Source organism: Bdellovibrio sp. CKG001, from assembly GCF_055397465.1.
The window spans coordinates 3,080,245-3,093,740 of sequence record NZ_AP029173.1 but is presented as its reverse complement, the minus strand read 5'-3'; the positions used below and the strand labels follow the sequence as shown (position 1 = coordinate 3,093,740).

Here is a 13,496-nt window from a genome sequence, read left to right as displayed (position 1 = left end):
GAAGGTCCGTCAGTTGGAAACGATGGCGCCCTGAACAGAGCTGTAGACTTTGTAGGTCTTGTCTTCGGTGGTCTGCTCGATACCGGACATGTAGTTACCCACAGTGCTTTGCACATGATAAGTCACACCGCCACCTGTGGCGGTTCCTGTCTGAGTGGAACCGGAAACCAAACCGGTTGTTTTGGCAGGATCCTGAAATTTAATTGGAGAGTTCTCTGAAATTTGCTCCAGTGACGCATCCATCGAGCATCCTGTGGCAAGAATCATAAGTGAAGCCAGTACGATCCATTTCACGTGCAACCTCCGCACAAAATACTTATCGGCTGGAAGCCGGAGTTCTTTGAGTTTTCTCATTTTGAGACCTGATATATTTCATTAGATCTTCATTCTGTTGGCGTAGATCCTCATTTTGTTTTTGTAAGGCGGTCATTTGCTTTTCCAACGCCGAAATTCGATCTTCGTGATTCATGAGCATCGCTTTGAATTTGTGATAAAGCTCCTGCACAGCGCCAGTGATCGGGGCGATCATGTTCATGTAAGACACGGACTTGATGCCGCTTTTGTTCTGATCGACAACATGAGGGTAAATCTGTTCCAGTTCCTGGGCGATAAAGCCCATTTGCAACCGAGGATCCGCATAGGGGTCTTTCCAATGATACGAGGACGGTTTGAGCTGAAGGATCTTTTCCAGACTGCCTTCAAGAGTATGAATGTCTTTCTTCAGGCGGATGTCCGATGCACCGTTGACGGTGCCCACGGTCGTCAGATTTCCGACAGCAGACAAAACCATTTTGGGAGATATCGAACCGCCGTTTTTCGTGATGAAGTGCATATCGCCCCCCTCCATCTCGTTGGCGATGTTAAATAGTGTGCTCCCCGTGGTTGGTATGCCAAGATAACCGCTTCGAGTGGTGGGGCTTGCGGTGCGGGCAAAGAACTGAATATAAGTGTGATCGCCCGTGCCGGGCTTCAGGCTGAGTATTCCCATCCCGTTAGAGCCGGATTCACCCAAAGTCAGCAAGCCTGACGCATCCAAAGACATCAGCATCTGACCTGAACCCAAATTGCCTTTATAGAAATTCAGGCGACGGGAACTCCCAAATTCATTCACGATGTGGAAGTTGTTGGTGACAGTGGCGTCACTGCCGATCTGGAAAGAAGAGTAAGCCGTATTACCCGCACCCGAGCTGCCAATATGCACGTTGGCCAGGGGCGAAGCGGTGTTAAATCCGGTAGGACCCGCAAAATAGTTCTTAGCCGTGCCGCTGGCTTGATAGACGCTGTATCGGTTCGTCGCAGTACCACCTGTTGTCGGAGCTGCCAGGAGAAGATCGTACATGGTTCCGATGGTTCCGGATTGAAGTTGGGGTAAGACATGTAACCCAATGGCATTGTTTGTTGTGGGAGAGTTGCCTGCTTCGAAGCCTTCGTGTCCGTACATAAAGCTTGCGGCTCGCAGGTCGCTGACGGTCCCCGCGTCTATATTGCCGGCATAGCGATTGCGGGTCGCCGCTGTATACAGCGCCTCGTTGGTGCTGGTGACGGTGACACCCGCGGGAACATTCGGCACAACAATACTGACCGACGCGTGGGTGGACAGTGTCGAGTTGGCAGACGGGTTGAAGCGTTGATAGACTCCGCTGCCAGTCAGGTTGCCGGAGGTTTCGGTGTTGTTGCGTAAAACCGCCATCTGAGTTTCAGTCGGGATGACGGAATAAGCTGCAGGGAACGGTGTGAGATCCCCGATGATGGCTCCACCTTTGACTTGAAAATTGGTGGCGGGGGTGGCTGTCTTGATCCCCACCTTTCCATCCGCCTTGATGGTCATCCAGCGATTGACTCCCATCATGTCAGTAAAGTGCAGGTCCGCGGAGGTTGTGTTCGTGAAGTCAGTGCCGGACTCAATATAGTTGACTCCGTTCTGAGTCAGGATGCGCAGAGTGGAGGGATTGGCCACTGATTTGTCATGAAGGCGAATGTCTGTGGCCCCCGTGCCCGACACCATAAAACTTCCCGTCGGGGAGGTTTCGTTGATACCGACAGCGCCGTTTGAAAGAATTGTCATTCGAGGCGAGCCATTGGTTTCCAAGGTCAGAGAGTTGGCATCGTTCGTTCCCAGAACCGCCGCAGTTCCGAAGCTGTTGCCTCCATTGGCGAAGATTCCTGAAGATGAATAGTTAGTGCAGCCCATGACACCTAAGGCATCAAAGGTCACCATTTGCCCCACAGCACAAGTGAAAGGCACGATGCTAGAGCCGGTGCCATCCGAGGCCAGCAGGCGATTGGCGGTGATCGAGGCAACGCCGGTTCCACCTTTGGCAACAGGGACTGTTGACGGGAAATTAGCAGGGTCTGCGCTGATCGTGCCGGAAGATACGGCGATTCCCGCGCCTATTTGTACAACCCCGCGGGCCCCTGTTGTTGCCGGGTCCACGGAAATCACAGGAGTTGTGGTTCCGCTGGCCACCTGCACAGGTGCGGTTCCAGAAACACTGGTGACAGTTCCAACGGTGGGGGAAGCCCACTTCAGCCCTGAAGCTGTCGCGGTATCAACAGTCAATACCTGACCATTGGATCCAATCGGCAGACGGATATTATTACTGGTATCTCGTGTTAATATATCGCCTTTTGTGGTCAGAGGAGAAAGGGCATTGAAAGCCCCCAGAGAAGTTGTTGCACCCGTTCCGCCATTGGCAACAGGCAAAGTGCCAGTGACTTCAGAGGCAAGATTGATGGCAGCCCCATTGGCAGCCGCAGTCAAGCGGCCTTGCGCATCGACGGTGATATTTGCGCGGGTATAAGACCCCGCAGCCACCGTCGTGTTTGCCAGTGAAATCGTTCCGGTTGTAGTGATTGTTCCACCGGTAAGTCCGGTTCCGGTGGCGATGCTTGTGACGGTTCCCCCTGAGGAAGTGTCGGTGTCATTTGCACACTCCCAGCGGTTGTTCGCAGAAACCCATTTCAGAACCTGGCCGTCCGTACATGCCGTGTTGTTCGGGCGATAGATAAAGTACTTTCCGGCAGCGTTACCGATATCACCCACATCCAAGGTCACGGAGCCTGTGCGGCCCGCAACGCTGGTGACAGGGAAGGCGATCGCAGCATTGGCCGCTGCGGTTAAACGCCCTTGTGCATCGACGGTGAAAGTGCCGACTTGAGTTGTGGACCCATAAGAGTTCGGCGTGACCGTGGTGTTGGCCAGAGAAATTGTTCCTGTCGTCGTGATCGGTCCACCGGAAAGACCGGTTCCCGTGGCAATGTTGGTGACGGTGCCGCCTGAGTTTGCATCGTTATCGGCGGCGGGCGCCCATTTCGTTCCATCATACTTCAGAACCTGCCCTGGCGTGAGGCCGGTTGTGTCGACAGCAACACCTTTGATTTTATTCACGGTCACAGCTCCGATGGTTCCACTGACATCACCAGCGACAGAGACATTGATCGCCTGACAGTTAAAACCACTCACCGCATTCCAGTACATGGTCTGGTGAGCACCACAACCCGCATTTGCAACAGCATCACTGAATTCCGCATCGGTCATGTAGTTGTTCAGTGTTGTGTTGAGTCCGTTGACGTCGGCTGTGTTGATTTGCGCGGACAACCACTGGGTGCCGTTGAATTTCAAAAAATGCCCATTGGTGGGAGCGGCGTTGGAGACAGCAGTCCCCTGAAGCGCGACAACGCTGGGATTTGGGTAAGTTCCACCCAGATCACCTGCGGCGGCACCCGAGGGCGTTCGTGCATCGCTTAGACGAGGATCGTTCCCCACGGTCACAGTGTTTGCTGTGTTTCCCACCTGCAAAGTCAGTTGCGGAGTGCTGGTTCCATTTGTGATGGTGATGAATCCATTGGCGGAGGTGACCTCTGAAACTGTTCCTCCATTGGCTCCGGTAACCCCCGCACAACTTAAAGCCGTGCCATTCCATTTCAGGAACGTGCCATCGGGACACGTTGGCAGAGCTCCCTTAAGCACGAAGTCTTCGGCTTTGTTTTGCCCCAGTTTTTCCGAGGACAGGGCATAGGCTGCGTAGGGAACCGTGCGAATTTCATTGGACGGGGAGATGACTTTCCAGCCCGAGCCGTCGTGGAACTGCACTTTCAAAAGACGCGTATCCCCGGCTTGTGCGGGATAAGTGGAGTTGCCATAGCAGTTGTGTGATTTGCTGTTGTTAAAAGCATCCAGCAAAGTGAAGAGAGGATCTGAGGGAAACAGTTTGGTTCCCGAGCCGATCGGAACATCAAAGACCCCGGCGGAGTTAAGCATGTTGATGCCATCTTTTTGTTCGCGATAGATGACACAACTGCCGTTGGGGCTTGTGATTTCAAATAAAAAGCTGACGCTGCTATTTTCCAACGGTTGACCATTGGATTTGATAATCCGGCCCTGATAGGTCAGAGAATTGGGCGAGGCTTCAGCAATAAAAGCGCAAAGCCATGAGAGTAATATTAATAAATACGTTCCATTTCTCATGCTTAACTTATCGGCTGTTCGGAGGATTCGAAAGAGGTAAATTATCGAATTTCTGCAAGAATTTAACGAATCTTACTTCTTTTTTTGGCAGATTTTGGCCTTTGGATTGACCTCGCAGATGGCTTCGCGCAGTTCTTGATTTTCCTGCTTTAAGGAAGCAATTTCGCGCTTCTGGGCCTGAAGCTCGGCCTGAACCCCTGAGATGGATTTATAGAGTTCCTTAAAGGCTTCGATCATCGGGCCGATTAATTTGGTATAAGCCACGGCACGGAAGCCTTTCTCATCTTTGTCGACGGCTTCCGGGAAGACTTTTTCAACATCCTGAGCGATCACACCCATGTCCTTTTTGTCGATCAGATCCAGATCGGGACGGACATCGTGACGCCAGTTGAAGGTCACACCTTTTAGAGACAGTATTTTTTGTAAGGAGTCCGGTATGATTTCGATATCCTGCTTTAATCGGGCATCGGATAAGTTTTCCCAGGCTGCGGTTCCTCCGGAAGTTCCATTGACGAACAGTTTCCGCGAACCTGTGTTGCCGCCGATATAAACGTTTCCGCTGTTGGTGACCGTGATAATGTCCGTGGTGCCTGTTGTTGGGCCTGGACGAATCCAGAAGTTGCCGCCGTCGACACCCATGAAGAATTTTTGGTTCGCATCAACTTCTTCAAAGCCGATGTATGGCGCCGTGGCGTTCTTGATGTAGAAGGGAGCCCCTGGAGTTCCTGCCATACCGACTCCGACCCATCCAAGAGCGGAGATGCGCATTCGTTCTGTGGGAACCAACATGGAGCCCGTGCCAGAGTTTACGGCAAACACCAAATCTGCTGGAGCCGAAGTTGAAGTCCAAGTGGCAGAAGCTTCACTGTAGATATTGGCACCAAGACCCACGGTCGTTGCATCCCCATAACCGTTGTAAAGCACATTTCCCAATGTGTCGCCGCTTTGAACGGCTGCTTTTGCTGATGCGGTTCCTCGCGACTTCATCAGTTGAATACCCGGGCCGGCGGTGGCGTTTTCATTGCGCTCAAGGGCTGCGGAAGAAGCATTGTAGTTGGATCCTTGCACATGCAATCGCACGCTCGGAGAAGTTGTTCCGATTCCTAATTGTCCCCCGCTGGTGATTCGCATGCGTTCACCGTAGGATCCATTGGAGATGGTTGAGAAGGCCATATAGGCAGACTTGGCTGTGGCATAGTCGGCTTCGGCATAGGAGCTGATGGCCGTGCTATTGGAGTAAGCGGTGCCGTCCCAACCGCGCATTGCCAAGAATCCTAGTGAATCACCCGTCAACACAGGGGACTCGGCACCCGCATTGTCCCGAGCCTTGGTCAAAACAACAGCGGCTTCGGCCGTGTTGCCGACACTTTGAATGTACAGGTCATCACTGATGCCGCCGCTGCCCTTCATATGGAAGCCACGCTCGGGACTGGTTAAGGTACTTCCGATGGCAATGCCTCCGGGAACGACCAACTTCAAATCCTGAGTCGAACGCCAGTCCCCTTGGGCATTGGCATTACCCAAGCGCACGGTACTGCTTGCAGGATTGGCCACAGGCCCGATTCCCCAGTAACCAGTGCTATTCCAGTTACCAACAAACTGTGCCTGCCCCAGAGTGTTGTGATAGGAGCCGACGAATACGGCGTTGTAGTTGGCCGTAGCATCCCACTGTCCGACCTGCAGACGAGCGCCTGGATTGATCGTGTCAATTCCGACCTTTCCGTCGTTGGTGACACGCATCTTTTCGACATTGTTTGTATCAAAAATAATATGAGCGTTGGTTCCGTTGGTTACATAGAGATTTGAATTGGTGGCATCGGTATAGCCGATATTTCCCAGCCAGGCGGAATCGCGGATGTATTCCATTTCCACTTTGCCAGCATCAGGTCCTGAAAGAATAAGAGCTGATTTTGTTGTGGCTGGGGCTCTGACGATTAGAGAAGCATTGGTATCCGGAGTTGTATTGATACCGACATATCCATCCTTGTGGATGGTCATACGTGTGATGTTGGTGGTTTCAAAGTTCAAAGAGAAAGCGTCGTTGGTGCCCAGTGTGGCATTGGCTGCCAGAGTATTTCCACCATTGGCAAAGAAGCCGGCTGAAGAGAAATTAGTGCAGCCCATGATGCCTGACGCGTTGAAAGTGATCATCTGAGTTGTGCCGCACGTAAACGGAATAACCGCCGATCCCGTACTGTTAGACACAAGCAGACGATCAGCTGTTAAGGCTGTGGTACCAGTCCCGCCCTTGCTCAATGGAACTGCAGAAGGGAAGTTGGCCGGATCCGCAGAAATTGTACCCGCAGAAACGGCGATACCAGAGCCCACTTGCACCACGCCTTTGGTTGTCGTGGTTGCATTGTCAACCGAGATCACGGGTGTGGTTGTGCCGGTGGCGACTTGAATGGGAGCAGTCCCCGTGACATTGGTCACAGTGCCGACTGTTGGAGTCGCCCACTTCAGACCCGAAGCTTGTGCGGAATCCGCGGTCAGCACCTGACCGTTTGTGCCGACGGGAAGACGGATGTTGTTGGCGCCATCACGAACCAGAACATCACCTTTGGCCGTCAAAGGGGATAGGGCATTGAAGGCCGCCAAAGCTGTGCTCGCTCCAGTTCCGCCGTTGGCAATCGGTAAAGTCCCAGTAACTTCAGAGGCCAGGTTGATGGCGGCACCATTAGTCGCAGCAGTCAAACGGCCTTGGGCATCGACGGTGATATTCGCGCGAGTGTAAGCTCCAGGAGTGACCGCCGTGTTGGTCAGGGCAATGGTTCCAGTGGAGGTGATAGGACCTCCGGTCAAGCCCGTGCCTGTGGCAATGTTCGTCACAGTGCCACCGGAAGAAGTGTCTGTATCCGTGCCGCATTCCCATCGATTGTTGGCAGCAACCCATTTCAGGACCTGTCCGTCAGTACAAGCTGTATTGTTAGGGCGATAGATAAAGTATTTCCCTGCGCCATTGCCGATGTCACCCACGTCTAATGTGACAGCGCCCGTGCGGCCGGCCACAGTGGTTACCGGAAAGGCAATGGCCTGATTGGCGGCTGCAGTCAGACGCCCTTGCGCATCGACGGTGAACGTGGCCACTTGAGTAGTGGAACCATAGGAGTTCGGAGTCACCGACGTGTTTGCCAGGGAGATCGTCCCCGTCGTGCTGATCGGGCCTCCGCTCAGGCCGGTACCGGTGGCTATATTAGTCACTGTTCCGCCGGAATTTGAATCGTTGTCGGCCGCCGGAGCCCATTTGCTTCCGTCATACTTTAAGACCTGTCCGGTGGCGAGACCGGTTGTATCCACGGGGACACCTTTTATTTTGTTCACAGATGTTGCGCCGATAGTTCCACCGACATCCCCGGCAACAGACACATTGATCGGCTGACAGGAGAATCCAGCCACAGAATTCCAGTACATGGTCTCATGCGGATTGCAGCCCGCGTTCGCCACAGCCGCACTGAATTCGGCGTCAGACATGTAGTTGTTCAAGGTCGCTGACAAGCCACTGACATCACTTTGGCTGATTGTCGATGGTGTCCATTCTGTACCAACATACTTTAAGAACTGGTTTGCGGTCGGTGCTGTCGCAGTGACGGCAACGCCCTGGATTTTTGCAACCGACGGTGAAGGGTAGTTGCCAGACAGGTCCCCACTGGCTGCCCCGATGGGGGCACGAGAGTCTGTGAAACGAGGATCATTCCCCGCTGCCACGGTTCCTGCAGTTTGGCCTATGTTCAAAGTGATCACCGGAGCTGTTGCATTGTCAGTGATGGTCAAGGCTGCGCTGCCAGAGCTGACATTGGTCACAGTACCACCATTGGCGCCAGAAATACCGGCGCAGGACAAGGTGCTGCCCGTGCGAGTCAGGAAGCTATTTGCCGGGCAGACGGGAAAGTCAGATTTTAAAAAGAAGTCATCGATGACATTGGCGCCCAGCATTTCCGCGGACTTGGCATAAGCCGCATAAGGAACTGTGCGAATTTCATTCGCCGGAGAAATCACTTTCCAGCCGGAGCCGTCATGAAACTGCACTTTGAGGAAACGAATATCACCGGAAACAGCTTGATACTTGGAGCCCCCGGCGCAGTTGTGCTCCAGGGTGTTGTTGAAGGCATCCAGCAGTGTAAATAACGGGTCCGTCGGGAACATCTTGGTGCCGGAACCTATGGGAACATCAAAAACTCCACCGGAGTTTTGCAGGTTCACGCCATTTTTTTGCTCGCGATAGATGACGCAAGTTCCGTTGGGACTTGTGATCTCAAAAAGAAAGCTGACGTTATTGTACTCAAGACCTTTGCCATCACTGTTGATAATGCGCCCTTGATAGGTCAGAGAATTCGGAGCCGCACCGGCGATTCCGGCGCACAGAAACACGATAATTTGTATCAGGTACGTACCGCTTCTCATGCTTATCTTGTCGGTTTTTTAACAAGAAACATGAGCTTTTAGGGTCTGGATTGCACTATTAAAAGGGATCCCTGAGTTTAGCTCTGTCTCACTTTGAGAGTGGTCGTGTTGATGACGAGGGCCGCACCAATCACAAGGGCTCCAAGGATCTGAATAGGGCTCAGGGACTCTTTAAATATAACAGCTCCCATGATGGCCGCTGTGATGGGCTCTATCATCATCAGAAGGGCGACTTCGGTGCTTTTTAATTTTTGCAAAGCTGCCAATTCAAAGGTCAGAGGGATGATGGTACAGACCAAGGCCAGGCCCAGAATACTGGACGCCTGAATATTGGAAAGATTCTGAATCGCTGAAAAGTGCGGATGGTGGAAGAGCGACAAAGCCAGGGCCCCGAAAGTAATAACATAAAGAGACGAAGAAATCGGTCGGACGTTTTTCTGCAAACGCCCAGAAAGCAAAACATAGATCGCATAGCTGATCGCAGAAGCCAGTCCGGCGCCGACGGCCCAGATATTTTTAACTTCGATATGTCCCCATAAAAGAAGTACCAGACCACTGGAAGCCGCCAGCAGACACAGGGCCTCGCGACGGGAAATCTTATCTTCCGTAAAGAAGTGTGAAAAAATATTCACCCAGAATGGATAGGTGTAAAGCAAGAGTGCTGCCAGCGTGACACTGAGGCCTTGAACAGCCGTGAAATACAAAGTGGAAAAGAAGGCGTAACCGAAGATTCCCAGCAAGGCGGCGATCACGGTCTGGCGCAAGGTCAGGCGAACCCATGAGGGGCGGAACAACAGCAGGCCGATCCACATCAGAACTGCCGCCAAAGTGAAGCGATAGGAAAGCACTTCGCCGACTGAAAGGCCTGAATCAAAACCCCATTTTCCGAACACTCCTAAAAAACCAAAACCCACGCTCGCCAGGGATATTTCAATAGTTCCGCGAAGACGTGGGTTCATGTTTTTCATAGGCAGGGATTATTTAACTCGTTGGCCGTTTTTATATTTGCTTGGTTTTTTCTGAGTCTTCACTTTGGAAGCCGGTTTGGCCGTCTTCTTGATGGAAGTCGCGCGTCCTTTATAGGTGCGTTTTGTTTTTACTTCTTCCGGATCGTCGGCAAGGAAGACACGTTGAGCGGCCGCTTCGTTCAAGTAGGCCAGTTCGCCGGTTTTAATGGCACCCATACGCAGACGGCCGATAGCCACGCGCTGAAGTCTCATCACATCAAAACCGATTTTAGCAAACATCTGACGGATCTGACGGTTCTTACCCTCAGTGATCACGATTTTGTACCATTCGTACTTTTCAGATTTGTTCTCGCCAGTTTTTTTGACTTTTTCAATGTGGCGGGCCGACACGCGACCGCCCACGATGGAAACACCTTTGCGCAGTTTATCCAATTGCGCGGGTTCGGGTTTGCCGCTGAGTTTGACCAGATAAGTCTTGGTCACTTCGGCCTTTGGATGCATCACCTTGTTGGCGAAATCACCATCATTGGTCAAAAGCAGCATTCCTTCAGAGTCCCAGTCCAGACGCCCCACCGGGAACACACGTACTGGAATGTCAGCCAGATATTCGGCCACTGTCGGACGATCCAAAGGATCTTCCATTGTCGTTAACACGCCTGTGGGTTTGTTCAGAATGGCATAGATTTTCTGAGTCAGAGGTTTGCGCAAAGGTTTGCCGTCAACCAGAATACGGTCATTTTGCGGATCTACTTTGACACCCAACTCGTAAACGCGCTTACCGTTTACAGTCACTTGTCCCTCTTCGATCATGCGGTCTGCATGACGACGGGATGCCAAGCCACTGTCAGCAATTAGTTTATTAAGTCGAACTCTTTCAGAGGAGTTATTTTCAGACATTCTTCATCGGCCTCGGGTAATTGTTGAGTGATCAATATATCACTACTGAGGCCGGAAGAGGAGATATTCTTGCGGTTGTACTCGGCGATGGCATGGCGGAGGTCACGAGCCAGCAGAGTCATGAGTTTGTCTCCCAAAAAGACGTTATCCACGGCTGTTTCAGCCTTGGAAAGAACAATAGAGGACCATTTCAGGGCTTCAGAGTCACCCTGTTGGATAAGAGCACAGGTTCTTTCCAGTTGGCTGACCAGATCCTGATAATAAGGATCGGTACGGCGATCGACAAAGAACTGCTCCAGGCGTTTGATCGGGAACAAAAGACGGGTTTGTTCCTGCAAAGGCTCATTTTTCATCTCAAGCAGCTTTTGGAAAACGTAGCCGCGCAAAAGAGACCCCGTCACCTTGTCATTCACGACGCGGAACTGGGCGGTGATGTAGGGGGCCACCTCAATTTTGTGGGTATGCTGGGAGCTGAGTTCCAATTCAGACGTATAGTAAAGCACCAGATCCTTGCGCAAAGGCTCCAAAAGCCCGTTGCGGATTGTGAACTTGCGATCAAAAGTACGGACTTCCAGGGATTTGTCTTCGCGAAGGATGATCGCCACGGCCCGTTTGTTCTGATCTGGCAGGATACGGAACTTCTCACCTTCAGCGCATTGGGTCTTAATATATGAACTCACCGCGTCAATAAGGTCGGAGAAATGTTCAATCTCAATAAGTTGGACCGTTTGCGGGAAGCGAATCGGGGTTAGGTCAAACTTCTGCTGATAAAAGCCATTGAAGTTTTCCAAAAGAAACTGAACTTCATGGCCCAATTGCTGCTTATTGGACGCCCAGTGCGGGTAGTCCATGCAGTAATTGAAGAACATTTCGATCAGTTCCGGAGTCAAAACGTCATCAGGATGAGGGAAACCACGAAGGAAATTGAAAAAAGACAGACGCGTCGGAGTGTTCTGCGGATTTAAATCAGAAACAAACTTCAAAAGCTGTCCAACTTTTAGCATTTTTCCCCTCTCTGCATGTCGGCCCTAAAGTATGAACATTTGAATTTTTAGTCCAGAGAAAATATACTGGAAAGGCAGAATTTTTTAAGTCCTACGGAGGGGCCCGATTATGCATAAAGAATTGAATCCAGAATTGTTTGGGGAAAAGAAAGTGGCCAAGAGTTCCGCTATGGACAGCGTTTCTGCCATGGGGACAGCCCCGAACAGCTACTTGAATACGGACCGGCAGATTTTTGAACTGAAAGCCCAAAACCAGGCGTTGGCAGAACAGTTGAACAAGGTCGTTGCGACCGTGAATGAACTGATCAAAACATCCAACATCAAGTTTGAAAAACAGCACCACATGCTGAACCGCCTGGAGCAAAGCCACAACGGGCTTGCCACAGAAGCCGGCCAAAAGATCACTCAGCTCAGCCAGCGTGTGAACGAACGCAAAAGCTTGGATCTGAAAGTTCAGGAAATGGTGGATCGTCATAATAACGTTATCAAAAGCTTTGAAGTTCGCATGAACCATCTGCAAAAGCTTCTCGCGGAAAAAGAAGCTCAGATGATCGCAAGCCAAGCGGCTTTGAATGAAGCCAAAATGGAAATCTCCCGCTTGAAGCGTCTGTAAGATCCGAATCCTTCGCGGGCGGACCGTTGTCGGCGCTGCCCGCTACTGAACAGTACTTCCGCATAGAAAACTGAATGCGAGTTGTTTTGAGTTCGTCGAGATATCTAACCTATTTCGACATGCTTAAAAACATAATCACTCTTCTGACGCTTTTTCTTTCCATCACAACTCAGGCCGCCAATTGGTCTCAGACCAATGTGCAGTTCCTTCACGGTGATTCGTACAAGAAACCCGGGGACACGTCCTACTCAGCCACCGTCGTGACATTTGAACATCTGAGTCCGTGGGACTACGGTTCCAACTTTTTTTTCTTTGATATTGTCAGTCCTGACACCGAAAGCAGCACCTCCTATTACGGAGAGTTCGCGCCTGCGTTCAGTCTGGGAAAGATGGGGGCTTTCAGCGCGCCGGATGCGTGGCTGAAAGACGTCTTGTTTCAGTTGAATTTTGAGATCCCCCAGGGACCTGCTCGGCGGGCGAACTTGGCCGGCGTGACCTTGGAATGGAAAGATGTGGGCTTTGACTATCTGGCCACTCAGTTTCTATATCGGGATGTTGTGGGCATTGACGGGCATACGGGGCAATTGACCGTGGCATGGTTAAAGCGTGCCGGTGGGGATTGGCTGCCGCTGGAGTTTTCTGGCTTCTTGGATTGGGCCGGGGTTGAAGGCACTTTGAAGGACAACGTGCACATTCAGGCAAACTTCCTGTACGACCTGAGTCGCAAGACAGCCCAAAAGGTGCCATTGAAAGCTGGTTTGGAATACAAATACTGGAGCAATAAGTATGGCGTCGATGGCCTGACTGAAAATGTCCCCCAGGCCAAGGTGCTTTGGATTTTTTAGAAAAGCGGGTGCTGGAAACCCAGCACCGAGCTTACATTTTCATGACTTTTTTATATCGACAGGTGTTCAGTCCAAAAATCTGATAAGCGGGGCACCAGCCGACCAAACCTGTGACTAAGGGGATTGCTCCCAGCAGGAACCACGGATTTGCGGGGCCCACAAAAGCAAGACTGACCAATACAAGCCCGACGACGATTCTTAAAGTTCTATCTAATGAGCCTTCGTTTTTTTGAAAGACAGACATAAAGGCCTCCTTTTATAGGACAATTATATCCCCAAAGAGACCTGTTCGAATATGAT

Annotated in this window: 9 protein-coding genes; 2 read left to right on the top strand and 7 right to left on the bottom strand. The window is 51.5% G+C overall.

Annotation, left to right across the window (positions count from 1 at the left end; translation table 11 throughout):
- Nucleotides 1–9: 9 nt before the first annotated feature.
- The 6 genes from ACZ50P_RS14535 to ACZ50P_RS14510 form a co-directional block, all read right to left on the bottom strand.
- A complete protein-coding gene (locus tag ACZ50P_RS14535) occupies nt 10–294 on the bottom strand; it encodes a hypothetical protein (protein WP_464131993.1) in 285 nt (94 codons plus the stop codon).
- Between the two features lie 22 nt (nt 295–316).
- Complete coding sequence (locus tag ACZ50P_RS14530) at nt 317–4,468, bottom strand: tail fiber domain-containing protein (RefSeq protein ID WP_464131992.1); 4,152 nt, start codon at nt 4,466–4,468, stop codon at nt 317–319.
- 72 nt (nt 4,469–4,540) lie between these two features.
- The gene (locus ACZ50P_RS14525; RefSeq protein WP_464131991.1) at nt 4,541–8,869 is read right to left on the bottom strand and encodes a tail fiber domain-containing protein; all 4,329 of its coding nucleotides are present in this window, start codon (nt 8,867–8,869) and stop codon (nt 4,541–4,543) included.
- Nucleotides 8,870–8,946: 77 nt separating this feature from the next.
- Nucleotides 8,947–9,837: an EamA family transporter gene (locus tag ACZ50P_RS14520; protein WP_464118426.1), complete on the bottom strand. Its 891-nt coding sequence runs from the start codon at nt 9,835–9,837 to the stop codon at nt 8,947–8,949.
- Nucleotides 9,838–9,846: 9 nt separating this feature from the next.
- Complete coding sequence (locus ACZ50P_RS14515; RefSeq protein WP_464118425.1) at nt 9,847–10,734, bottom strand: pseudouridine synthase; 888 nt, start codon at nt 10,732–10,734, stop codon at nt 9,847–9,849.
- Nucleotides 10,689–11,738, bottom strand: coding sequence for a hypothetical protein (locus tag ACZ50P_RS14510; protein ID WP_464118424.1), 1,050 nt, complete (start codon nt 11,736–11,738; stop codon nt 10,689–10,691). Before ACZ50P_RS14510 ends, ACZ50P_RS14515 begins: the two co-directional genes overlap by 46 nt.
- 109 nt (nt 11,739–11,847) lie before the next feature.
- On the opposite strand from ACZ50P_RS14510, the gene ACZ50P_RS14505 reads away from it, so the two are divergent.
- Both ACZ50P_RS14505 and ACZ50P_RS14500 read left to right on the top strand, forming a co-directional pair.
- On the top strand, nt 11,848–12,351 hold the full coding sequence (locus ACZ50P_RS14505) for a hypothetical protein (protein ID WP_464118423.1): 504 nt from the start codon (nt 11,848–11,850) through the stop codon (nt 12,349–12,351).
- Between the two features lie 86 nt (nt 12,352–12,437).
- Nucleotides 12,438–13,196 (top strand): DUF5020 domain-containing protein, encoded by a 759-nt coding sequence (locus ACZ50P_RS14500; protein WP_464131990.1) that lies wholly within the window; start codon nt 12,438–12,440, stop codon nt 13,194–13,196.
- A 31-nt stretch (nt 13,197–13,227) separates the two neighbouring features.
- On the opposite strand, the gene ACZ50P_RS14495 is transcribed toward ACZ50P_RS14500, so the two are convergent.
- Nucleotides 13,228–13,440, bottom strand: a complete 213-nt coding sequence (locus tag ACZ50P_RS14495; protein ID WP_464118421.1) for a YgaP family membrane protein — start codon at nt 13,438–13,440, stop codon at nt 13,228–13,230.
- Nucleotides 13,441–13,496 lie beyond the last annotated feature (56 nt).

Bases quoted from the DNA above. Each gene is read 5' to 3' on its own strand.
- ACZ50P_RS14530 (WP_464131992.1), bottom strand. From the start codon at position 4,468: ATGAGAAATGGAACGTATTTATTAATATTACTCTCATGGCTTTGCGCT.
- ACZ50P_RS14525 (WP_464131991.1), bottom strand. From the start codon at position 8,869: ATGAGAAGCGGTACGTACCTGATACAAATTATCGTGTTTCTGTGCGCC.
- ACZ50P_RS14520 (WP_464118426.1), bottom strand. From the start codon at position 9,837: ATGAAAAACATGAACCCACGTCTTCGCGGAACTATTGAAATATCCCTG.
- ACZ50P_RS14515 (WP_464118425.1), bottom strand. From the start codon at position 10,734: ATGTCTGAAAATAACTCCTCTGAAAGAGTTCGACTTAATAAACTAATT.
- ACZ50P_RS14510 (WP_464118424.1), bottom strand. From the start codon at position 11,738: ATGCTAAAAGTTGGACAGCTTTTGAAGTTTGTTTCTGATTTAAATCCG.
- ACZ50P_RS14505 (WP_464118423.1), top strand. From the start codon at position 11,848: ATGCATAAAGAATTGAATCCAGAATTGTTTGGGGAAAAGAAAGTGGCC.
- ACZ50P_RS14495 (WP_464118421.1), bottom strand. From the start codon at position 13,440: ATGTCTGTCTTTCAAAAAAACGAAGGCTCATTAGATAGAACTTTAAGA.